A 23,368-nucleotide genomic window follows, 5' to 3' on the forward strand; every position below is an offset into this window, starting at 1 on the left:
CTTAGACCATGGGTTTCTGTATCGAAGGGCGTTTTAAGCCTCTCTTAACGACCTTCAACCATGGGTTTCCATATCGAAGGGCGTTATGACCCCCTCTTAACGACCTTCGACTAAAAGTTTCCGAATCGATGGGCGCCATATAACACTTCAAGACTCTATAATAACACAAGGAAACCTGCAGGGAATTTGCCAAATGCATCCATCCCCTGCAGGTTTTCAATTACACTTTTTTATCTCGGCCGCTCTGATGCTACAAATCCGAAGGACATGTGATCCTGAATTGGAATCCATGCACCGACTCCTTGGGATGTTACATTTTTAATAATAATCATTTTCTTATTTCCTTTTAGCATTAAATAGACTTCCCCGTAAGTGACCTTTCCTTTTTCGTTAATTGCTGGGGCGTAGCCGTATAGATAGCCCAATCTTTTTGGCGGGATATTGTATTTATGATCCTTTTTTGTTCCAGCTCCGATTATTGTTTCAAAGGAAAGTGGCAGGCCAGATTTATCCATTGCCTTTAAGAGCATCATTTTTTTGACATCTTCTGTGCTTGGTACCTTTGCAGTTAGGCCGCCTCTGACCACTTTCTGAGCTTCTTGAACGTAGTGAATCTGATAGGGCGCAATTCCCCCCCGGTTATCGAAGTAATTGGTGTTAATCTTTTGATACTCCCAATTCGGGGAAGTTTCGGATGACTCATAATTTAACGGCCATTGTCCAAGGTATATGATCGCCCGATACCCGATTGCAAATGGGGTGCTATTAACAGTCGTCTCATTTAACATCCGGATTAAATCTGGATTTTCAATTTTAACTTTAGACGTTTCAATTAAACTTTGTGTTAATTCACTTGGCTCCAGTTTGGGCATATGCTGTGCCGGGTTTGGATACGTATTTTCCTTTGTGATGGTCAAAACAGAGTTTGGAATTGCTATTATTTTTTGGGGTTGATTCGTTTTTTTCTCATCCATTAAACCTGCGGCTTCGTTCTGAAAAGATAGCATAAATATTAGACCTATGATAAAGATTGACATGTATTTTTTCATGGTGAGACTCCTTTCAACTCACTATCTCTTTCGTTTGTTTATAGTTTTTTCGGAGTTCAAGTATATTATCCATTTTGAAAAAAAATTTTATCAGAACCCCCATGAGTGATTGCAATACAAAAAACAAATTCGTAATATTGATTTAATAATCTGAATATTTACAAATATCAAAATCCGATGTATAATAAACTTACTTTCAAATAAAAGGAGGGCCGCTAAGTCGATTCGCTACTAAAAAGGAGGATGACAGTTTATTAAAGTTTCATCATTCCAAAATAAAGGTTTTATGGTCCAGTAACAATATAAAGGCTGGTGGTAAATTCCTAAAAAGCGAGTAGATTTACATCCTTTTGCGAAAAATAATTGAACTTTAAAACGACTCTGGAGTCATTTCAGAGTCGTTTTTATGTTTTCCTATAATAAATAAAACCCTATCCCCATTATTAAATAGGCTGCAAGTAAAGTAGCTCCTTCAAACCAATTGGTTTCCCCATCATTTGAAATAATGATCATGAGGAGTGCAGAGGTCACCATTGTAATTAGCTCTGGCATCGAAAAAACTAACGGCATCGATACTGGGAACATTAAAGAAATTAATACAAGCAATGGTGCAACGAACATCGCCACTTGTAAGGTTGACCCTACAGCTATCTCAACAGCAATATCCATTTTATTTTTGTAAGCCATAATAATAGCTGAAGCATGCTCTGCAGCATTCCCTACTATAGCAACAATCACAACCCCAATAAATAATTCTGTCCAGCCAAAGGTTTCACCGACTGCCTGAAATGTGTGTACTAAATTTTCAGATACATAGGCAACAGCAATGGTTGCAAGAGCAAGAATAAGCAGCGCTTTTCCCTTTCCCCACTCAGGCTCTTCCTCGCCATGTCTATCTTCATTCACATTTTCTGTCTGATAAACACCGCGATGGGTAACTAGCTTGAAAAATAATGCTGCTAAATATAAAACAATTAATATAATCGAAATACCTACACTGAAATTAAGTGTATCGCTCTCTGACATCGTCATTGAAAATATTTCTGGGATGACAAATGCCACAATCACTCCAAACATAAGCAATCCTGAATTATGTCTTGCATCATACACATTGAAGGTCTGACGTTTATATTTTAAGCCCCCTATAAAAAATGATAAACCAGCGACTAAAAGAAGGTTTCCAAGCACTGATCCTGTTAAGGAAGCAAGCACTACTCCAACTAAGCCCTCCCTAAGAGCAAATATCGAGATAATTAATTCAACAGCATTTCCAAACGTGGCATTCAGCAAGCCTCCTATTCTCGGACCTGCAACAATCGCAAGGCTCTCAGTAGCCCTCCCCATAAAGCTTGCAAGAGCAATAATCGTCACGCAATAAATAATAAACATTAAAATACTGGACCAATGCATAAGTGTACCAATGACAGATAGAGGCACACCGATAAATACAAGTGCGGAAAAAATTTTGTTCATTCTTATAACTCATCCCTTCAAATAAGAATGTAAACTGACCTAATTATTTGGCACCGACCGATATATTTAGGTTTCTGACCGATATAATCATCAAACTAACCGATATATCTGGATACCGACCGATATATTGAAAATCTATAGGCTGACTTTCCCGAAAACAAAAAGCGCGTCACCATATCTTTCCCAAAAGAATGAAAAAAATGATTTTTATTGCCAAGAACTCTGATTGCATATACCATCATTATTGAGTCTTTATTTATTAATTTTATGCAGGAATTTCTGTCCAAAAGTTGAGGTTTTGAAAAAATGAAAAAAGAAAATATGCGTTTTTGGATTTTAGTTAGTATTGTTGCAATCTCGGGTTTTAGCCAAGGTATGCTGCTTCCGTTAATAGCCATTATCTTTGAAAATGAAGGAGTTTCTTCGAGCTTAAACGGATTAAATGCAACTGGGCTGTACATCGGAATTTTACTTGTGTCCCCTTTTATGGAATACCCGTTAAGAAGGTATGGGTATAAACCAGTCATTCTTTATGGCGGATTGATTGTTATTGTTTCTCTCATGCTATTCCCTGTTTGGAAATCCTTTTGGTTCTGGTTTTTCCTTCGTCTAATGATTGGAATTGGCGACCATGCTTTGCATTTCGGAACACAGACATGGATCACTTCTTTTTCACCAGAGCATAAAAGAGGCCGCAATATTTCCTTATATGGCTTGTTTTTTGGAGCGGGCTTCGCGGTAGGTCCTATGATGGCACCATTGATTAATATTAATGAAGCTCTTCCTTTTATTGTTTCATCAATACTTTGCCTCATTGCATGGGTATTTTTATTTATCTTAAAAAACGATTTCCCAGAGCAAACGATTGAAGTAAATTCGTTTAAAGAAACAATGAAGAGATTTAATAAAGCAATCAAATACGGCTGGGTTGCCTTTCTCCCTGCATTTGGTTATGGATTTCTTGAATCATCTATAAATGGAAGCTTTCCTGTTTATGGGCTGAGAATTGGACTTGAGGTTACGAATGTTTCCATGCTCTTAACAGCATTTGCGATTGGCGCTATCGTATTTCAATTGCCGCTTGGATTATTAAGCGACAAGTATGGCAGAAGAAATATATTAATGATTATCCTTTTTACTGGATGTTTAAGCTTTATGACGGCTAGTTTTCTAGAAGAGATGATGATTGGATTAACGATTTGCTTATTCATTGCTGGGATGGTTGTCGGCTCCACTTTTTCCTTAGGGATCAGTTACATGGCTGATTTAACACCGAAAAATATGCTGCCAACAGGAAATTTACTTTGCGGTGTAGCATTTAGCATCGGAAGCTTGGCGGGACCATTTCTTGGCGGAGTTTTCATCCAGCATTTTAAGTCTTTCAGCTTCTTTCATATTATAAGCATGATGCTGTTCCTCATATTCTTAACGGTCGTCATTTTTGGGCAAAAACAAGTGGCCTCTGAGAAGGAATCTTATTCTCAGTAAGTAAAATAATAATAAATTAATAATTATTATAAAAAAAGGAACATATTCCTTCCCATTTCATACCCTATATAGTAAACTATGAATAACACTAGAAAACAACATTACACTACAATTTAAGTTTTGTGCTGTCGCCTTTGAGGCGGCAGCTTTCGTTGTTTTATAGGGGTATTGATGTTGATTATTTTTCTCAATTAGAAGCGCCCAATTGAAAAATAATATCATTAAGGGGAGGAAAAAAATGAGTACTGAAGTGAAAGCACTACTAGAAAGTCCGGTTAGCAAAAATGAAAGCCTTATAGAAAAAATAAAACCACATGCTGAATTAATGGCTGCTCTTTTTAGCGGTGTACTCATTGCTGCTGGATGGATATTGGATCGAAATGAGCTGGCAGCCCCATCAGTTGCAGCATACATCCTCGCTTTTATAATCGGCGGGTTTGCAAAAGCAAAAGAGGGAATCGAAGAAACCATTGCAAATAAAGAGCTGAATGTGGAAATGCTAATGGTTTTTGCGGCGATCGGGTCGGCTATTATTGGCTATTGGACGGAGGGTGCCATTCTTATCTTTATTTTTGCAGTAAGCGGTGCTCTTGAAACGTATACAATGAACAAAAGCCATAAGGAGATTTCCGCATTAATGGAGATTCAGCCTGAGGAAGCTTTGCGGGTTAATCGTGGCATCGAGGAAAAAATCCATGTATCGCAATTGCGTATTGGCGATCAAATTCTTGTTAAGCCAGGAGAACGTGTTCCTTCCGATGGAAAAATTATAAAAGGCCAATCTACTATCGATGAATCAGCAATTACTGGTGAGTCAATTCCTGTTACGAAAGGAAATGAAGATGCCGTCTTTGCTGGCACAGTTAATTTAAATGGTTCGATTACCGTGGAAATTACAAAACCAAACAGTGACACTCTTTTTCAAAAGATCATTCAGCTTGTACAATCTGCTCAAAGTGAAAAATCTCCTTCTCAGCTGTTCATTGAACGTTTTGAAGGCACTTATGTAAAAATTGTATTAGCCGTTGTTGTTCTGATGATGTTTGTCCCCCATTTCCTTTTAGGATGGAGCTGGACAGAAAGCTTTTATCGGGCCATGATTTTACTTGTTGTTGCTTCACCATGTGCCCTTGTTGCTTCTATTATGCCTGCCACCCTGTCAGCCATTTCAAATGGGGCGAGACACGGAATTCTTTTTAAAGGCGGCGTTCATTTAGAAAATTTAAGTCATGTAAAAGCCATTGCGTTTGACAAAACAGGCACCCTTACAAAGGGAAAACCAGAAGTGACAGATGTGGTTGTAGCTGAAGGGCTTTCCAAGGAAGAAATTTTAATTAAAGCTGCTTCTATTGAAAGTCACTCAACACATCCATTGGCTAATGCCATAGTGAAATATGCAAAGGGTCATTTATCTGAATCCCTTATCAGTCCGGAGAGTATTGAGGATGTTACCGGCTGGGGAGTAAAAGCCAATATTGACGGGGAAGAATGGAAAATTGGGAAAGCCGCTTTTGTTGGAATTGATGGGGCACAAAGCTTTAGTAATGGGGCCGCAGGGAAAATGGCCAGTGAGGGGAAAACGGTTGTTTTCGTACAAAAAGAAGGCGTTATTGCAGCCATTATTGCTCTGCAGGATGTAGTCCGCGAAGAAACTAGAATGGCGATCGATCAATTAAAAAACCAGGGCATCTACACAATTATGCTTACAGGTGATAGCAAAAACACGGGAATGGCTATCGCGAAGGATTCCCATGTTCATGATTATATAGCTGAATGCTTGCCGGAAAATAAGGTCGAGCATCTAAAAAAACTCCAAGAAACATACGGAACAGTTGGGATGGTTGGAGACGGAATAAACGATGCACCCGCATTGGCAACAGCTAATATCGGAATTGCGATGGGTGAAGGGACAGATGTGGCGCTGGAAACAGCGGATGTCGTCCTGATGAAAAATGATCTTCCCCGCATTGCAGAAGCCATCAAGCTTTCAAGAAAAATGAATGGAATCATTAAGCAAAATGTTATTTTCTCAATAACAGTCATCATGCTGTTAATCGCGTCCAACTTCCTGCAATTTGTTGATTTACCTTTTGGTGTCATCGCCCATGAAGGAAGCACGATTTTGGTTATCTTAAATAGCTTAAGGCTGTTGAAGTCATAGAAATGAAAGATCCCGGGCGCCCCCGGGATTTTTTTTCTTAATGATATCCATTTTGTCCGTTAGCTGAACCTGAAGTTTTCTGTTTTGGTTTGTTCTTACCTTTTTGCTTTGTTCCGCCGTCCTTCTTCGATTTCTTAGACATAAATATAAGCCTCCTTTTTAAAGACCAATATTATTTCCCCTGTCTTATTCTTTGAAGTTACCCACAATTTATTAAAGGAAACTATTAGCAATCTTCCTTTTTGTATTTACTGTATACAGCATTGATTTCTCCACCTAGAATAATGATGATTCCAGTTAAGTAAAACCAGATCATCAGGACAATAATGGCACCGATACTCCCATAAGTGGCTGAGTAATTACCAAAATTGCTCACATAATAGGAAAAAGCCAAGGAAGACAGCTCCCATCCCACCGTTGCAAAAATGGCACCTGGTATAACTGTAATACATTTTAGCTTTGTATTTGGTGCAATCCAGTATAAGCCAGTAAAAACAATGAAGAGGATGATTGAACTCACAAGCCAGCGTAGCGTATTCCAAATGGTCATAAACTCATCGGATAAGCCAAATTTAGCAAATAAATAAACACCAATAATTTTCCCGAAAACCGGAAGCAATAAAGCAATAACAAAGACAAACAGCATGGCAAAAGTAAAAAGAATAGCCATCCCTCTTGCTACAAGAAAGTGGCGGGTTTCTTTTACCTCATAGGCTTTATTAAAAGCGCGTACGATTGCATTAATCCCATTGGATGCTGACCAAATCGTGGCAATAATTCCAAAGGAAAGCAGCCCGCCATTTTTTTGGGAAAGCGCAATAATGTTAGTCTCAATTAGTTGCATACTATCCTTTGGCGCAAAATCACGAATAACTGCAAGAATATCTTCTTGGGTAATTGGCAAATAAGGAAGCAGCGATACTAAGAAAAGAAGTAAAGGAAATAGAGATAATAGGAAGAAGTAGGCTAATTGTGCCGAGAGCCCAAATAAATCATCTACCATCACTCTTTTCTTTATTTGCGAAAACAAATTCGAAAAGGCTCGTCCCATCCCATCACCTCTTAAGAGTATTAATTCACAATTTTAGTACTCTCCTCAACCTCATCTTTTTCAAAAAAAGCTTGCTTTGTATCTCCCATAAGCTCCACTACATCGGTTGTCGATTCCTTTAATTCATCCACTTTTTCCATAATAAAAGAAACCTCTGAGCTAACCTGTTCAAACGTTGATTGAATTTGATTAGTCATGTCCTTAATCTCACTTATAGCTTGTCCAGGATTTTTTACATAGTATGAAACTTCTTTCGTTGCTTTTTTACAATTAGCGGCAACCGATTCCCGGGTACTCCGATCAAGCAGGCTTAAAGCACCACCTGCAAGCGCTCCGTATAATACGCCTTTCCAAAATAACGACTTCCCCATTCTAGTCACACTCACTTTCTTATATATTATGGTCTTTACGCAGTTCTTTTAACAATTGTTCACAGCCTTTTCCGATAAGCTCGTACACCTCTTCAAAGTTCCCCGTAAAGTATGGGTCTGGAACATTTTTATCTGTTGCCTCTTGAACTAAATCCAGCAACTTTATGACTCGGGCATTTGCATCTTGATTTTTCAGCTTTTCAATGTTTTGAACATTGGAAGCATCCATCGCGATGATGTAATTGAAATCTTGAAAATCATTAATCTGAAATTGTCTCGCTTTTAGCCCCTCAGCAGAAATATTATATTTTTCTAAGATTTTTCTTGTCCCTTCATGTGGCGGCTGACCAATATGCCAATCGCCTGTACCCGCTGAATCAACATGGATGGTATGTTCTAACCCTTCCCTTTTTACTAAATCACGAAACATTGCTTCCGCCATAGGCGAGCGGCAAATATTCCCTAAACAAACAAATAATACGTTAATCATTATGTACACCCTCCTTGACAACATTTTCTTTCATATTTTGTTGTTGTGCAACTATATAAACCTTGAACTACTCAATGACCCCTACTTTTTTACCATGAACAGCCATTTTACCCTTCCATGGGTAATGAAACCTCCTTTCTTTTACCGCGAACAGTACTTTTTCCTTCCATCGGGTAATGGAACTTACTCTCTTTTACCGTGAACCTCTGATTTTCCTTTTCGCGGGCAATATGATAATAATTTTGAAAGGAACGGCTTGAATTAAGATCCCAATTATGGTTGACTTTTATTTCATAACATGGAAAGATGGGAATACTTGATAGAGTTGGCGGATAGATTTTTTTGAGGAGGAATTAGGGTGGACTTAGCACAGAAATCAGTAGAAAATGTGGAATACATGATTGAAAAAATTAAAGAAAAATTAAAGGTTTTAAACTTTGGAGCAATCAAGCCTTCCCATTTTGACGAGGAAATGTATGAGGAATTAAAGGATATTTATGATCTCGTCATGAAAAAGAACAGCTTCAGTCCGAACGAAATGCAGGCTTTGGCAGAAGAGCTTGGGAATTTGAGGAAAAACAAGTAATCGCTTAAGCAGCCGGTAGAGGCTGCTTTTATTTATTTGCTGAGCCAATATTTAACAACGCCTTTTCATTTTGCAAATTAATGGATAAAATATTTTTATAGATGCAGACTCGGAGGAAATCAAATATGAGAGAAATCAGTGTAGCTCAGCTTCTTGAATTAAAGTATGCTGTTCCAATTGATGTGAGATCACCTGGTGAATATGACGACTTCAAAATTCCTGGTGCAGTCAATGTCCCTTTATTTACGAATGAAGAACGAGCGATGATCGGAACTATTTATAAACAGGAAGGGTCAGATACGGCAAAGTGGCGGGCGATGGAGATCGTTTCTCCAAAGCTCCCTTCTATTTTAGGACAGATTAAAGCATTAATTGACGAAGGGAAACAACCCGTTGTTTATTGCTGGAGAGGCGGAATGCGCAGTAAATCAGTTGCTACCTTTCTATCCTTTGCAGGAATATCCATTCCTCGATTAGTCGGGGGATATCGGGCCTACCGGCAATATATATTAGAGGAAATACCTGGACTAATTCCTCCTCGGGCAGTAACCATACACGGCATGACAGGAGTAGGAAAAACTGAAGTACTGAAAAAGTTAAAGGAAAAAGGCATGCCTGTCATTGATTTAGAGGCAGCTGCCTGCCATCGCGGCTCCATCTTCGGATCATTTGGCTTATTCGAGGGCCATAATCAGAAAACCTTTGACTCCCTGCTCTTTCAAACATTAAGGGAAATAAAGGACTCTCCATTTTTCTTAGTAGAAGCCGAAAGTAAACGGGTCGGTAAGGTCGTTCAGCCTGATGAATTGCTGAACAAAAAACATCAAGGGTTTAATATTAACCTTCAAGCGTCATTATCATCACGAATCGAGCGGATTTATCGTGAGTATGTGAAGCCCTATCAACATGAACAGTGGTTTCACGATAATCTAATGGAGCGGTTAACGTATATTTATAAGCGAATAAAGAATTCAGACACCATAGCTGCTTTAAATGAGGCAGCTAGAAATCAAAACTATAAGTTAGTCATTCAAATTTTGTTAGAAGATTATTACGATCCTCGGTATGCCCACAAACAACTCGACTATGAAGGAGCGTTTCATCACATTGAAGCAGATGATACTGATTTAGCTGTTGAGGAAATTGTAAAAATACTAGACACAAAAAGTGCTCTCAGCAAAAGATAGGAGCACTTTTATTCTTTCTAGCGCCAACTCCAAGTTTACCTTCCGACTTGGCTGCTAAGCTAGATACTTTTATGCGAGATTATCCATTTAAAACATTAAATCAATTTGAGAATTTTTATCTTTTTTTGTAGGATAGATTTCGAAAGATTCTGGAATGAGTTGTGTTGAACGGTAGAGCAATTCAGATACAGTTACACTTTTATACCCGTTCTTGTCTAAATAATCCAAAATGTCATCTAATGCTTTAACTGTAGAACAGGTTTGAGTATATTCACTACCGTGCCAATCATGAAAAAGAATGATATTACCTGGCTTTACTCCCTTTTTAATGTAATTGTACATTCGATTTGCCGGAGGATTTGCCCAATCTCGGGAATCTTGATCCCATGACCATAATACGACCGTTTTACCGTAAATAAAAGCAGTATTAATTATTACATCATTATAAAAACCTCCTACAGGTCGATAAAGTGAAGACTTTAACCCAGTGAATTGCTTAATTATTTTATCTGTTTCTTCTAATTCGGATGATAGTTTTGCCGAGGTTATATTTCCATATATATGATGGAAAGTATGATTAGCAATTTCATGTCCCTCTTTCACTTCTCTTTTTAAAAGATCAGGAAATCTGACTACTTTATTGCCAGCTACAAAAAAGGTGGCTTTAGCATCATGTTTTGCCAATATATCAAGTATTTGTGGAGTCAAAATAGGATGAGGCCCATCATCGAAAGTAAGGGCAACTAACTTTTCCTTTGTGTTCACTTTCCAAATAACACGCCCTGTTTTTTCATATGCTTCTCGACTGTTAGTCGATGCTTCCGTATTTATTTGAAAGGAGAATAATGGAATTAACAAAAGAATAGAAATGAACAATTTATTTTTCATTGAATACGCTCCTCTTTCATGATGGACTTATTTTTTGATTTCTTTATTAAAAATATTTATCGGAATTAAGAGTTGGTATCTGGGTACACCTCAAGTTTTCTTGTTTCACAACCTGGATTAGGTGTGCTTTTATTATGTCCTCTCACTTTCAATTTTTTATATTTTTTGAAAAAATACATATTACCCACAAATTTTTTTTCAACTAAACGAAGTTTATGTTAAGATGTAAATATATATTTTGAACAATCCGTTCTCAATACAGAAATCCCAATTGATTTATTATTATTATTGATAAGGTGTGTGAGATTGGATGATCGGTGATCGCGTAAAATTACTTCGTAAAGAAAAGAAAATGTCGTTATCCGAGCTTGCCGAACAAGCTGGTGTTGCCAAATCATACTTAAGTTCGCTGGAAAGAAACCTGCAAACTAATCCTTCCATACAATTTCTTGAAAAAATCGCAGCTGTCCTTCATGTACCGGTTGATCATTTAATTCATGAACAGCCGAATACAGATGAGTTGGATTCGGATTGGGTCGATATCGTACAAGAAGCCATGAATTCTGGTGTTTCTAAAGACCAATTCCGTGAATTTCTTGAATTTAATAAATGGAGAATTGATCAAAATAAATGAGATATTGGCTGTTCGTAAGAAGACGCAAAGGTAAACATTGACCCTCTGCGTCTTTTTTGCAAAATAAAAAGCGTTCCTATAAAGAACAGTAGTCCTTTTAGAAACACTTAGCTATTTATGTCATTATCTCTATTCAGCTACTTTTAAAGTTAGCTTTTCTACCCCATTTTTTAATAAAAACTCCCTAATTTCTTCTTTCTCAATCCCCATTTGTTTCGCCTTCATGATTAAATTCATCCACTCACTGTCTAGTAATTCCATTTGGACTCTCGTTTTCCCCACACTCTTCCCCCCAAAATACGAATCGTATTCCAGGCAATCCAGCCATCCTGGTATGGAAACTGCCTTTTCTATGTGCTGCCTGCTATATTGAGTTTATGTAGAATTATCTTAAAAAAGAACGTCTTCATCCATACTTTAGACCTGTGACTTTGCGTCCCTATTTTTCAATAGGTTTGCCTTTTTCTGAAGCTATTTCCTTATGTAAATTATCAACTAGTTATATTGTAGTGGATTGGCTGTTGGTAATTGTGTTATATTTTGTAAATTTTCAAATAATTTTTACCCTATTTTCTACAATTATTTTACAATTTACCACAATATTTACATAAATCCCTTTAATCTTAGAAAAGATATCTATTTTTATCTAGTTTCAATCTTAATTGTGTTAAATATAGTCGAAATTCTTTTTTATTATTTTATATGAGTGTTATAATCCAAATGGCATGAATAACAAACACAATCGTATATAAGCCAGTGGCTGCAAGGGCTAAATTATGTACAATTTTTTTACGGGGAAGTTTTTTTATAAAAAGGAACATAAATAGAGCAGCAGATAGAATTACTTTATAACCAAGAAAATAGAAAGGATTTGTTTGGTAAAGGGCATTCATGATGGGATTACTTTCCTCAATTAAAGAAAACTGAATACCGAAAAATGTGACTATACCATCATACAAATTCAGTAAAGTTAAATAAACAAAACCTTTTTTATATTGATTTTCACTTATTATCATCCTGACCTATTACTATTAATAAGGGCCTTGATCGTATTATTTCCAATCAAGGCCTTTGATTATCTCTTATTCGTCTTTTTTGATATAGAAGAAAACCGCCGCCTGCAGTCATTAATATGACCCCTATTAATAAATAGTTATACATATTTGTAGCTGTTGAAGGTAAGATTTGCCCCTTTTCGATTGGTGCATCCAATTCTTCAATAGGAATTGAACGAAGAGGAATCGGCATAGCCGTATCCTCTTCTGCAGCAGGATTTTCTATATTATTATTTTGATCATTTTCTTGATCTGACTCTGTTTCAGAGCTAGTAGGAGGAGCAGCGTTATCATGTATTGGATCGGGGTCAGTGGTTGAATTGGAATCTTGGTTTGAGTTTGGATTTGGATCAGGATCAGGGTTTGGATTAGGACTCTGCCCTGAATTTTCCATTACAAACCTTAACTCAAAATTAAAAGCTAACCCTTGAAATTCATTACCTAGTTCATAGGGGAAAGTTACCTCAAACTTTAAATCCTCTTCGTTTTTTGAAGGTAAATGTCTAGGCTTAAACCCATCGAAATCTTTTAACTTCCCTTCAAACAAGAGCCCCTTGGAATCCCATACTTTTAAAAGAAATTCATTGTAAAGTTTCCTTGAACCAGCTTTATAATAAGACTCTGAATTATAGGTAAAATCACTTTCTCCACGGTTTTGAATAGTTAAAGTCCTTGTCGCCCAATCCCCAGGTGACATATTTTTTACATCGAATAAATAGTTATTAGGTTTTGTTTCAATATTAGGTTGTTGGTTGGTACTTGCTTGAATATTAATGGGTTGAAGGAACAATACTGCATAGGCACAAATAAAGGTAATGATTATTAACCGTAATCTCATAGCAACCCCTTTCTTTCCTTAAAAAAGAAAAGAATATGTTTCATTAAATATATAGATGATGGAAATAACCTTGGCCAAATTTTTTATTTTTTAATTAAAAGGTATGTCTAAAGTAATAGAATAATCTTTCCCTTTATACCTTTGTGTAAAGGTAATACTTTCACCCGTTGGATTTGCATTCTTAACAGTTTCAGTATTTGATTTAATCGTATTTCCATCACTGAATGTAAATTCAACTTGTGCTTTTAGGTGATATCCATTTTTAGCATTTTGCCAATCCCATTCATTTTTTATTATTGAAACATTGGCAATTGTAATTTCTGGAGTTTCTTGTGGCTTTTCTTTATCATTTATCCTTTCTTCCCCTGAGTATTGCGTTGCTTCTAAATTAAAGGTAAGTTTCATATCTAAGCCTTGAAATTTATTTTGATAATAAAGCCCTGTCTTGTTATCTTTGTTTTTATCATTATTAAATGTAACCATCATTAATATATGATCTGTGTCTCCAACTGGTAAATCTGGATTTAATGGAACAATTAAACCCTGTTTTAAATATGTTGTAATATCTGGAGACTTCCCGTTATCTGTTAGTCTCTTAAGATCCTGTATTGATACATTATCCCATGGGGTTATAATAGGCTGCATATCACTTGTTAAGAAATTTATAATAAATTGTGATCCGAAATCGCTATCAACAATATTTCCTGCTTTATCCTTCACTTCAATGCTAGTGTGCATGAGGACTTTTTCAATATCTAATGTTCCAATATTTTCAATCTTAAAGTCTCTTACCATATAATCACCAGGTTTTAAGTTTGAAACGTTAAATACTACAGAAGGATCTACATTAAGATCTAGGACACCTGATTTTAGGGTATTGTTCATCGACTCAACATCATTAAATGCCGCAAAGGTTCCTCCACCTACTAGGGAAAGGCCCAGTGCAGCACTTGCAATACCTAATGCTAATTTCTTTTTAATAGTCATTTTCTTCACCATATCTTTCTATAAATATGATTAAATGAGGATGTACAATATATAGAAAGGTGGGTTAATTAACCCACCTTTCATTCTTTTATTAGTCGTTCGCTCTTTCAGTACCAGCTTCTTGAGTTGCTTCGAAGACAAATCTAAATTCAGCAACCTTACCTTGATATTTATTTTGTACGTATTTTCCAGCAGCGTCCTTAGCTTCTTTGTTAACAAATTCTACTGTAATGTCGATGATGTCTACATCTCTACCTGGGATAGAAGGATTTTTAGGCAATTTACCATTTGTTATATCAAAGCCTCCAGCATTGGCGTGCGAAATTACATCTTGAATAGAAACATAAGGACTATTATCATCACGTACGCCAGTTCCTGTAATTCCTGCTAATAGATTTTTTCCATCGGAGTTTAACATTGTTACTGCAAACTCCCCTAGAAAATCTGGATCTGTTTGACCAACCGGATTAACCGATAAAAGTACTTTATCAATATTTAATGTGCCATGATTTTGAAGCTCGAATTGTCGAGTCATTGTATCCCCTGGTATAAGTTTTGTAACTTTCATTGCACCTTCTACCTGTTTGCCAATTTGTAAGTCTATTGTTCCTGAGGCAATACGGTTTTGCATCGTTTCAACATCGTTAAACGCTGCCCAAGTTCCTCCACCAATTAATGATAAACCTAGTGCTGCTGAAGCTACTCCTAAACCTAATTTCTTTTTGATTGACATTTTTTCTTCCTCCTTGGTTTCTCCCCCGTTTTTACGAGGTATGTAGTTTTTTTATTGAATCCTTATGTTTCCATAAGGAATACAACCATAATTAAGCGGTTTTTTCAGGTCCTTGGTTCTCATCTCTTCTCTTTGTTGCATGCTCTATTTCTTTCAGAGCTTTAAATATTGATATTGCAGAATATAGGAGTAATATAACTCCTGGCCCAATTAGTAGAGTTGCTGTTCCAGCTTTTGATTTTGCAAAATCTATAAAATATCCAATGTATGGAATTGAAAATCCTGTGTATTCACCCACTACATTATCTGAAAGAACAAGATTGGAATCAGGATGCTCATTATTATCACCTTTTGTTTGATACATAACATGGTCACCACTTTTTACAACATCAATGACTCTATGAGTAACGATTTTTTGTTCATCTTCCATGTATGTAATGACATCATCCTTTTTGAATCTAGTTGTATCTCCCCCAGGTTTAACAGCGATGATTGAACCAGTTTTAAAGGTTGGCTCCATTGATCCGGATAATACGTTTTTCAGTTGGTATCCCAATATTTGTGGCTCCCCTCCTGAAGCTTTAGAGGAAATTACTAACATGGCCATCAATATAAGTAGTAAAAACAGAAGTATCGTTACTGCATTACTTAAACCTTTCATCACTTTCTTCATTTCTTTCACCTCTTGAAATTTTCATTGAAATTAACTACTTTCAAAAACTTCGATCTGCCTATGTCTTGTTGTTCCTAAAAAGGAACAACACATAACCCAGTCAGGCCTTTTTGTTCTTTATAAAGAACCTGTTGATTTGAGTATATGTCATAAGGATCGATTTGAAAAACCTCAAAAACGTCCGTTTTTTCGATATAAAGAACGTTTCGTGCTTGTTTCCTTGTTATTTCTCTTGTTTTCTAACTATTTTGTAATTTATTTAGAACGTTTTCGTTCTTTCTATAGAACTCAATGATTCACAACGCAACAAAAAAAGAGTATTTCTTAAAAGGAAAAAATCCTTGTAAGAAATACTCGAGTTTATACTATTATTCTATCTTGTGTTAGCATATCGGCTTATTAGTTAAAGCATCGTTTAAAATATATTGTTGAAGGAAATCGCGAACTTCTTCTTTTTCAACTCCTAATTTTTTTGCCTCTAGTATAAGCTGGATCCATTCCATATCTAACTTTTCATTGAGTGCCTTTGTCTCCATTAGACTGCTCCTCCCAAAAATTAGTTCTTATTAAATTAAATGATTACCTTAATTGTTTAAAATCATATTTCTCTATTTTCTTTTGATACGGTACTGCCTTTATATGAATTCTTTCCATGGTCAAAGCATCAAAAAATGGGTACGTCGTTAAATCTTTTCCGCAAACGGGGCACAGCCAACTTCCTATTTCACTGCTGCTATAAGATGGCCGATGGCATTGATCACAGTTTTTTTGATACATTCATGACACCACCTTAATGATTTTTCGTTCTCTTTACAGAATCTTATCATTGAGTATAGTCTAATATTCCTATTTCATAAAAAATCAAATTCGCCCGTTTTTTCGTTTTAAAGAACGTTATTCGTTTGTTTCCTATGTTATCCTTTAGTTTTCTCAATATTTCGAATTTTTTATTGAACACTTTGTTCGTTATAATGAAAATTACGATATACTAAATAAAAGGGGATAAAATATATGGTTGGTATGCGTATTAAGAGGTTAAGAATAGAAAAGGGTTTATCCATTAATGAACTCTCCGAAAAAGCGGGTGTTTCTAAATCTTATTTAAGCTACATAGAAAGAGGCATTCAACAAAATCCATCTTTACAAGTGTTATCAAGACTAGCAAAAACTCTTGATACGGATGTAGAGGATTTGTTGGATCAGAAGAAAAAGGCGGAGCCAAACGAGATGAATCAAGTAGATCGCGAATGGATTGAATTGGTCCATGATGCGATTGATATTGGTGTGACGAAAGAGGAATTTGCTTATTATTTGGATTTTATTAAATTTAAGAATATGAACGGAGGCAAAGAATAGGTGATTGCTAGGAACCAATTCATTCTAATTTCCGCTTCCATCATTTTTTTTACGGGGATTGGACTTGTCCTGTTCTCTTTAAAAGATATTTATATTCTTGAAAAAAACAAAGAAATTTCCTTAAAAGAAGCTAGAGAGAAAGTCCAAATGGTTGTTCAAAAAGAGGATCATCATTTTGTTCATCAAAACGAACAAAAAGAAATACCTAAGCCTTTCAAAAAGGGAGAGGTGATCGGAATACTAGAAATCCCCAAACTTCAAGCAGAGCTCCCTATTGTTGAAGGAACAAGCGAATATGACTTAGAAAAAGGAGTTGGCCATTACTCCAGTACGGCTCTGCCGGGACAGCCTGATCAAATTCTGCTTTCCGGCCACCGCGAAACTGTCTTTCGCCGCCTCGGAGACTTAAGAAATGGGGATGTATTTCACGTCATCATGCCATATGGCTCCTATAGCTACGAAATTACCGGCTCCCAAATTGTCGAAGCAAATGATACAACGGTTATTAAATCCACTTCACCTACAGAAACACTAACAGTCTCCACCTGCTATCCCTTTTCCTATATTGGTGATGCTCCTTATCGCTATGTATTAACCGCACATCGAACAGAAAATCCCGTTACAAATTAAAATGGCCAATCCACACGGTTAACTAAGAACCGAAGGAGTTGGCCATTTTATTATGAAAACTTATTATTTTTGTAAGCTTACTGCAATTCTAGAACCCACTTCGGCATTATGCTTCACTAGCGCAATATTAGCCGTTAAGCTTGTACCTTCTGTTAGCTCTTTTACTTTTCCTAAAAGGAATGGAGTTACTTCTTTACCAGCGATATTATTTTCTTTCGCTTCTTTTAATGCTGATTCAATTACATTTGTAATGAATGCTTCTTCTAATGCATCTGCTTCTGGGATTGGGTTAGCGATTACGACACCGCCGTTTAGGCCAAGTTCCCATTTTGTGCGGATAATCGCTGCTGCATCTTCTGGTGTGTCTACACGTTGGTGCAAGCCAAATGGACTTGTACGAGTATAGAATGCTGGAAGGACATCTGTTTCATATCCAACAACAGGCACACCATGTGTTTCTAAATATTCTAATGTTAAGCCGATATCAAGAATAGATTTCGCACCAGCACATACTACAGCTACATTTGTTTGTGCTAGTTCTTGAAGGTCAGCAGAAATATCCATTGTTGTTTCTGCTTCACGGTGAACCCCACCGATTCCGCCTGTAACGAATAATTCAATGCCTGCAAGCTCTGCGCAAATCATTGTCGTAGCAACTGTTGTAGCACCATCTTTCTTTTGCGCTACTAGGTATGCCAGGTCACGGCGGCTAGCTTTTGCGACATCTTTGGCTTGTCCTAGGTATTCTAACTCTTCATCTGAAAGACCGATTTTAATTTTTCCATTTAAAATCGCAATTGTTGCGGGAACTGCACCGTTTTTACGGACAATCTCTTCTACTTCTCTAGCTGTTTGCACGTTTTGCGGATATGGCATTCCGTGAGAGATGATCGTTGATTCTAAAGCAACAATCGGTTTATTAGCTTTTTTTGCTTCTTGAACTTCCGCTGAATATTCTAACCAGTTTTCTAACATGTGACAAAACCCCTTATTTAAAGTATTGGTTGAACGTTTCTTGCAAGTGAACTTGATTTAAATTCGGATTCACAGTTTCGTGAGATTGCAGTGTAATAGCGGAACAGGATATCCCTATTTTACAAGCGTTCTCAATATCTAATCCTTGTAAATGTGCATACATCATTCCTGAGACAAGCGAATCTCCGGCACCTGTCACATCTTCCACTTGAATTTTTGGCGGAAGGACTGTCCCAGACTCTCCTTTTTGTGTAGAGTAAATGAGACCTTTATCTCCTCTAGTGATAACGACCTTTTCTACACCCTTTTCCAGCATTTTTTCTGCTGCCTTGAAAAAATCGCTATCATTCTTAATTTCCATTTCAGATAAGGCTTCTGCCTCGTCCTTATTGGCAATTAACCACGTGACTCCAGCCAAGCTTTTTGGCAGCTTCTTTACTTTTGGCGCAGAGACAGGTGTAATGCAAACCGGAATTTTTGCTTCATGACAACGAACGATTAGCTGCTTAATGACTTCTGCTGGAAAGTTCGTATCAATAACAACTAAATCTGATGAAGCAATGTGTCCCCATTTTCTCTCGACAAAATCGATGTCAACCAAATCATAGATTGACATGTCTGCTAGAGCAATCGCCATTTCACCCTCATGATCTAACACGGCGGTATATGTTCCTGTAGCTGCATTCGAGAAAGCTTGGGATGGGCTGATGTCTGCATACGATTTTGTATGCTCCAGCAGCCAATCGCCTTCTCCGTCCTCACCGACTGCAGTCATAAGAGCGACATCACATCCTAATCTTCCAAGGTTCTCTGCAATATTTCTTGCCACCCCGCCAAATGATTGCGAGCTTTCAGCAGGATTGGATGTGCCAAGCTGGAGCGTTTGAAGTGTCTGTATTTTTCTATCCACATTGGATCCGCCAATACAGACGATATGTTTCCTTTTTGGAAGCACATAAGCTCTGCCGAGAAGCTTTCCCTCTTTCGTTAAAGATGAAATATAGCCGGCGACCGCTGATCGTGACAACCCCGTCTTATCTGAAATCTCATTTTGTGAGATAAAAGGGTTTTCCTCAATAAGCTGTAATATTAACGACTCTTTTTGATTCATAATGATTCAGCCCTTATTAAATAAACTTTTGTCCTAATTATAAACACTTGTCTCCATTTATGCAATATCTTTTTTATAGCCCTTTTTAATACGGATTACTGATTATTCTCTCCTACCTTTCCCTATTATTTAATATTCAATTATTGTTATGAACTAGACAGAAAGAAAAAATTCAAATATAATTAGCTAGGTAACTAATTTGAAAAGGTGATTTATTTGAATCAAATACAAAATAATCTTTTTCACTCGATTAACCAGTTTAGCCGGCACTTTTCAAAAATCCTGAATGAGGCATTAACTCCTCTTGGATTATACACAGCTCAATGGACAATTATTTATTTACTTAAAACGAATGGACCAGCCACTCAAAAGGAATTGTCCCATTATCTAGGAGTTGAGGCCCCTACCATGACGCGGACGCTAGCAAGAATGGAAAAGTCAGGCTGGATAACAAAGAAGACCGGTACCGACAAACGAGAAAAACAAATCATTCTGACTGAGGCAGCTAACAATATGTATGACACTTGGCTTCAAACTGTACGGACATGTGAGAGTCAAGCTTTAAAAAATATTTCTGATCAAGAGACTACAGAAATGCTGTCAATTTTGAAAAAGATGTCAGTCAATCTTTAAGTTATTTCTGCAGTTATTTTTTAGGAGGACATCTATGAAAAAGCAACCATTATGGACAAAGGGTTTTTTAAGTATTTCAATTACAAGTTTTTTTATGTTTATCGGCTTTTATATTTTGCTGACAACACTGCCGATTTATGTATTGGACGATTTAAATGGGAACGGAACCCAAGTAGGATTGATTACATCCGTTTTCCTCATTGCAGCGGTTCTGATCAGACCATTATCAGGTAAATGGCTTGATGAAATTGGTCGGAAAAAGATTCTTTTTATTGCATTGATCTTGTTTTTCGTTTCCAGTATTTTTTATTTTTGGGCGAATACAATGCCGGCTTTGCTTATATTAAGATTCTTTCACGGCATAGGGTTTGGGATGGTTACTACAGCAGCTGGTGCGATTGCAGCTGATATTGTCCCAAATGAAAGAAAAGGGGAAGGACTTGGCTATTATTCGATGTTTATGAATTTAGCCATGGTAATGGGACCTTTTGCTGGTTTAACGATTATTCAATACTCGAGCTTTAACTCGCTGTTTATGTTATGTTCCATTTTATCATTCCTAGCAATATTACTTTCATTTGCTGTACAATTGCCTAAAGGGAATACTCTCGAGTCAAAAACAGCTCAGCCACAGAAATTATCGATTGACAGCCTATTTGAGAAGAAGGCAATTCCCGTTTCAATCGTGGCTGGAATTCTTGCAATTAGCTATTCGGGAATTCTTGCTTTTATTTCTGTTTATGCAAAAGAACTTGGTTTAATCGAAGCAGCTAGCTTCTTCTTTGTTGTTTATGCTGCTGCCATGCTTATTTCCAGGCCTTTTACCGGAAGATGGTTTGATCTTTATGGGGAAAATAAGATTATTTATCCGGCAATCATTTTATTTGCCATTGGGATGTTTTTGCTAAGCCAGGCTACTAGTTCATTTGGATTCCTGCTTTCCGGGGTCATTATCGGCTTAGGATATGGAAGCCTTACCCCTTGCTTACAAACAATAGCCATTAAAAATTCTGATCCTTCAAGAAGAGGGTTAGCCACTTCGACATTCTTTACATTTTTCGATACTGGAATTGGTCTTGGGTCTTACGTTCTCGGAATTATCGCCGCGTATACGAGCTTTTCAACAGTCTATTTCATTTTAGTAGGAGTCATTTTTCTTGCTCTGTTTGCTTACTTTCTCTTACATGGAAAGAAAGCACTCTTACCACAATCTAGGAAGACATCAGAAGTTTAATTAGAGGAAATCAGCTTGTTGGCTGATTTCCTTTTTAATTTTTATTGTATATCAGCGCATCTAATTAAAAAAAACTAAACCAATTGAGGTTTAGTTTACGGTTCTAGGCAATATTAATATCTCTACTCTTCTATTTTTTGTTCGTCCCTCGATCGTATCATTAGATGCAACTGGCTTGAATTCTCCAAAGCCCTTCGCACTGAACCAGCTTGGATCTAGTTTCTCATTATGCAGAATAATTTTCATAAAATTTATCGCTCTCATGACGCTTAATTCCCAGTTCGATTCAAACGGGGCATTTCCGATTGGTACATTGTCTGTATGTCCGCTAATGATAATATTCCTAGGGGGCTCCATAATAAGCAGCTCAGCTATTTCATCTGCAACCTTTATATCATTTGACCGAACATCCGCACTTCCAGGTGAAAATAATACATTATCTCGAATCGAAACGAGCAATCCTTCGTCTGTAAGGGATGTTTGAAGCCTTTCAGTCAAGTTGTTATGATCAATATAAGTATTTACCTTATTTTGGATTGTGGCAAGTTCCTGCTGTTCTGCTTCTTTAAGTATCTCAGCTGCATTTTTCTGATCCCTTTTACTTTTCGTATCATCGCCTTTAACATCTGTTGATTGCATCTGCCCTTCAGGTATTGGACTTGGGAAATCAAAAATTCCCGTTCCGCCTGAAAATGCACTATTGAAAGCTCTTGAAATTGCCTGGAACTTTTGAGCATCAACTGAGCTTGAAGCGAACAGAACGATAAACAAGGCTAACAGCAAGGTTAATAAGTCTGCATAAGGGAGCAACCATGATTCATCAATGTGCTCCTCTTTGTGATCTTTCTTTTTCCTTCTACTCACCTTTCTTCACGCCGCCTTCTTCAAGAAATATCTTTCTTTCTCCTGCCGGTAAATAAGATGCTAATTTTTGTTCAATGACTCGCGGCGCCTCTCCTTCAAGAACTGATAGAACACCTTCAATCATCATAGTCTTTAGCTTTGTTTCCTGCTTTGATTTTCTTTTCAGCTTATTTGCAAATGGATGCCAAAGGACATATCCTGTGAAAATCCCTAATAAAGTTGCCACGAACGCAGCACTAATTGCATGACCTAAAGTATCTGTATCGTTCATATTTCCGAGAGCGGCAATTAATCCGACAACTGCTCCCAATACTCCTAATGTCGGAGCATAAGTTCCAGCCTGGGAGAAAATTTGAGCTCCCGCTGCATGTCTCTCTTCCATTGCTTCAATTTCCTCATTTAAAACGTCACGTATGTAATCTGCACTCTGACCATCTACAGCTAGGGAGAGTCCATTTTTTAGGAATGGGTCATCGATTTCACTTGTCTTTGCTTCAAGTGCTAGCAACCCTTCTTTTCTTGCAAGCTGTGCCCATTCAGAAATTATTTTTATTAAATCAACTGGATTCATTTGTTTTTTCTCTTTAAAAATAATTCCGAACAACTTTGGAAGTCGTTTTATTTCACTAGTTGGGAACGCAATTGCTACTGTAGCAGCTGTCCCTAGTAAAATAATTAATACAGCCGCTGGGTTCATTAGCACTGCAGGATCTACTCCTTTAAGAACCATCCCTACCCCAACTGCGATAATCCCCAATATTAAACCTATTAACGTTGTTTTATCCATATGTCCTCACCCATCTTTATTTAAAAATACTCCCTCTTTTCTTATTTCGCCATATTCCTTCAAAGATTAAGGTGAAAATTCTTATTTTTTTCTTTTTCAATTTGTTAACTTATT

At 37.0% G+C, this 23,368-nt stretch carries 27 protein-coding genes and 1 riboswitch; of the genes, 9 read left to right on the forward strand and 18 right to left on the reverse strand.

The genetic code is table 11. The annotated features are described in order from the left end of the window. Positions 1-230: 230 nt before the first annotated feature. Positions 231-1,049, reverse strand: coding sequence for a YfkD famly protein (locus V7127_RS01585; protein WP_335347092.1), 819 nt, complete (start codon positions 1,047-1,049; stop codon positions 231-233). Positions 1,050-1,463: 414 nt separating this feature from the next. Continuing rightward, positions 1,464-2,522 (reverse strand): calcium/proton exchanger, encoded by a 1,059-nt coding sequence (cax, locus tag V7127_RS01590; RefSeq protein ID WP_335347093.1) that lies wholly within the window; start codon positions 2,520-2,522, stop codon positions 1,464-1,466. Between the two features lie 306 nt (positions 2,523-2,828). Between cax and V7127_RS01595 the strand changes: the two genes are divergently transcribed. Beyond that, on the forward strand, positions 2,829-4,010 hold the full coding sequence (locus V7127_RS01595; protein WP_335347094.1) for an MFS transporter: 1,182 nt from the start codon (positions 2,829-2,831) through the stop codon (positions 4,008-4,010). Between the two features lie 238 nt (positions 4,011-4,248). Beyond that, positions 4,249-6,171: a heavy metal translocating P-type ATPase gene (locus V7127_RS01600; protein ID WP_335347095.1), complete on the forward strand. Its 1,923-nt coding sequence runs from the start codon at positions 4,249-4,251 to the stop codon at positions 6,169-6,171. A gap of 226 nt (positions 6,172-6,397) precedes the next feature. Here V7127_RS01600 and V7127_RS01605 read toward each other — a convergent pair whose 3' ends face one another. From V7127_RS01605 to V7127_RS01615, 3 genes are read right to left on the reverse strand one after another with little or no spacing between them, the layout of a single operon-like run. Further along, complete coding sequence (locus tag V7127_RS01605; protein WP_335354014.1) at positions 6,398-7,222, reverse strand: YihY/virulence factor BrkB family protein; 825 nt, start codon at positions 7,220-7,222, stop codon at positions 6,398-6,400. Positions 7,223-7,242: 20 nt separating this feature from the next. Continuing rightward, on the reverse strand, positions 7,243-7,593 hold the full coding sequence (locus tag V7127_RS01610; RefSeq protein ID WP_335354015.1) for a YtxH domain-containing protein: 351 nt from the start codon (positions 7,591-7,593) through the stop codon (positions 7,243-7,245). 19 nt (positions 7,594-7,612) lie between these two features. Then, positions 7,613-8,083, reverse strand: a complete 471-nt coding sequence (locus V7127_RS01615; RefSeq protein ID WP_335483045.1) for a low molecular weight protein-tyrosine-phosphatase — start codon at positions 8,081-8,083, stop codon at positions 7,613-7,615. A 358-nt stretch (positions 8,084-8,441) separates the two neighbouring features. Here V7127_RS01615 and V7127_RS01620 point away from each other — a divergent pair, with 358 nt between their 5' ends. Next, positions 8,442-8,669: a DUF1128 domain-containing protein gene (locus V7127_RS01620; protein WP_315667691.1), complete on the forward strand. Its 228-nt coding sequence runs from the start codon at positions 8,442-8,444 to the stop codon at positions 8,667-8,669. Between the two features lie 125 nt (positions 8,670-8,794). Beyond that, on the forward strand, positions 8,795-9,856 hold the full coding sequence (mnmH, locus tag V7127_RS01625; RefSeq protein ID WP_335354017.1) for a tRNA 2-selenouridine(34) synthase MnmH: 1,062 nt from the start codon (positions 8,795-8,797) through the stop codon (positions 9,854-9,856). 87 nt (positions 9,857-9,943) lie between these two features. Here mnmH and V7127_RS01630 read toward each other — a convergent pair whose 3' ends face one another. Next, positions 9,944-10,744: a polysaccharide deacetylase family protein gene (locus V7127_RS01630; RefSeq protein WP_335483047.1), complete on the reverse strand. Its 801-nt coding sequence runs from the start codon at positions 10,742-10,744 to the stop codon at positions 9,944-9,946. A gap of 310 nt (positions 10,745-11,054) precedes the next feature. Here V7127_RS01630 and V7127_RS01635 point away from each other — a divergent pair, with 310 nt between their 5' ends. After that, the gene (locus tag V7127_RS01635; RefSeq protein WP_335483049.1) at positions 11,055-11,378 is read left to right on the forward strand and encodes a helix-turn-helix domain-containing protein; all 324 of its coding nucleotides are present in this window, start codon (positions 11,055-11,057) and stop codon (positions 11,376-11,378) included. A gap of 129 nt (positions 11,379-11,507) precedes the next feature. Here the strand turns inward: V7127_RS01635 and V7127_RS01640 are convergent, their stop codons facing one another. The 8 genes from V7127_RS01640 to V7127_RS01675 form a co-directional block, all read right to left on the reverse strand. Beyond that, a complete protein-coding gene (locus V7127_RS01640; RefSeq protein WP_335483051.1) occupies positions 11,508-11,660 on the reverse strand; it encodes an anti-repressor SinI family protein in 153 nt (50 codons plus the stop codon). 93 nt (positions 11,661-11,753) lie between these two features. Beyond that, positions 11,754-11,848: riboswitch (cyclic di-GMP riboswitch) on the reverse strand. A gap of 228 nt (positions 11,849-12,076) precedes the next feature. After that, positions 12,077-12,394: a DUF5658 family protein gene (locus V7127_RS01645; RefSeq protein WP_335483052.1), complete on the reverse strand. Its 318-nt coding sequence runs from the start codon at positions 12,392-12,394 to the stop codon at positions 12,077-12,079. 46 nt (positions 12,395-12,440) lie between these two features. Beyond that, positions 12,441-13,271, reverse strand: coding sequence for an LPXTG cell wall anchor domain-containing protein (locus V7127_RS01650; protein ID WP_335483053.1), 831 nt, complete (start codon positions 13,269-13,271; stop codon positions 12,441-12,443). A gap of 90 nt (positions 13,272-13,361) precedes the next feature. Next, positions 13,362-14,258: a TasA family protein gene (locus tag V7127_RS01655; RefSeq protein ID WP_335483055.1), complete on the reverse strand. Its 897-nt coding sequence runs from the start codon at positions 14,256-14,258 to the stop codon at positions 13,362-13,364. Between the two features lie 91 nt (positions 14,259-14,349). Continuing rightward, on the reverse strand, positions 14,350-14,991 hold the full coding sequence (locus V7127_RS01660) for a TasA family protein (RefSeq protein WP_335483057.1): 642 nt from the start codon (positions 14,989-14,991) through the stop codon (positions 14,350-14,352). A 91-nt stretch (positions 14,992-15,082) separates the two neighbouring features. Further along, positions 15,083-15,664: a signal peptidase I SipW gene (sipW, locus tag V7127_RS01665; RefSeq protein ID WP_335347656.1), complete on the reverse strand. Its 582-nt coding sequence runs from the start codon at positions 15,662-15,664 to the stop codon at positions 15,083-15,085. 383 nt (positions 15,665-16,047) lie between these two features. Next, a complete protein-coding gene (locus V7127_RS01670) occupies positions 16,048-16,200 on the reverse strand; it encodes an anti-repressor SinI family protein (RefSeq protein ID WP_335483059.1) in 153 nt (50 codons plus the stop codon). A 43-nt stretch (positions 16,201-16,243) separates the two neighbouring features. Continuing rightward, complete coding sequence (locus V7127_RS01675; RefSeq protein WP_335347654.1) at positions 16,244-16,441, reverse strand: hypothetical protein; 198 nt, start codon at positions 16,439-16,441, stop codon at positions 16,244-16,246. A gap of 234 nt (positions 16,442-16,675) precedes the next feature. Here V7127_RS01675 and V7127_RS01680 point away from each other — a divergent pair, with 234 nt between their 5' ends. Then, the gene (locus V7127_RS01680; protein WP_335347653.1) at positions 16,676-17,020 is read left to right on the forward strand and encodes a helix-turn-helix domain-containing protein; all 345 of its coding nucleotides are present in this window, start codon (positions 16,676-16,678) and stop codon (positions 17,018-17,020) included. Further along, positions 17,021-17,650, forward strand: a complete 630-nt coding sequence (locus V7127_RS01685) for a class D sortase (RefSeq protein WP_335483061.1) — start codon at positions 17,021-17,023, stop codon at positions 17,648-17,650. 63 nt (positions 17,651-17,713) lie between these two features. Here V7127_RS01685 and V7127_RS01690 read toward each other — a convergent pair whose 3' ends face one another. After that, positions 17,714-18,625, reverse strand: a complete 912-nt coding sequence (locus tag V7127_RS01690; protein WP_335347651.1) for a pseudouridine-5'-phosphate glycosidase — start codon at positions 18,623-18,625, stop codon at positions 17,714-17,716. Between the two features lie 13 nt (positions 18,626-18,638). After that, the gene (locus V7127_RS01695) at positions 18,639-19,736 is read right to left on the reverse strand and encodes a carbohydrate kinase (RefSeq protein WP_335483063.1); all 1,098 of its coding nucleotides are present in this window, start codon (positions 19,734-19,736) and stop codon (positions 18,639-18,641) included. 216 nt (positions 19,737-19,952) lie between these two features. Here V7127_RS01695 and V7127_RS01700 point away from each other — a divergent pair, with 216 nt between their 5' ends. Together V7127_RS01700 and V7127_RS01705 are read left to right on the forward strand one after the other, a co-directional pair. Continuing rightward, positions 19,953-20,369, forward strand: coding sequence for a MarR family winged helix-turn-helix transcriptional regulator (locus tag V7127_RS01700; RefSeq protein ID WP_335483065.1), 417 nt, complete (start codon positions 19,953-19,955; stop codon positions 20,367-20,369). Positions 20,370-20,403: 34 nt separating this feature from the next. After that, entirely contained in the window at positions 20,404-21,603 is a 1,200-nt protein-coding gene (locus tag V7127_RS01705; RefSeq protein ID WP_335483067.1) for an MFS transporter, read from the forward strand. 90 nt (positions 21,604-21,693) lie between these two features. On the opposite strand, the gene motB is transcribed toward V7127_RS01705, so the two are convergent. Both motB and motA read right to left on the reverse strand, forming a co-directional pair. Next, a complete protein-coding gene (gene motB, locus V7127_RS01710) occupies positions 21,694-22,467 on the reverse strand; it encodes a flagellar motor protein MotB (protein WP_335483069.1) in 774 nt (257 codons plus the stop codon). Further along, entirely contained in the window at positions 22,460-23,254 is a 795-nt protein-coding gene (motA, locus tag V7127_RS01715; protein ID WP_335348398.1) for a flagellar motor stator protein MotA, read from the reverse strand. Before motA ends, motB begins: the two co-directional genes overlap by 8 nt. Between the last annotated feature and the right edge of the window lie 114 nt (positions 23,255-23,368).

Source organism: Bacillus sp. JJ1773, from assembly GCF_036962035.1.
Classification (GTDB): Bacteria; Bacillota; Bacilli; order Bacillales; family Cytobacillaceae; genus Cytobacillus.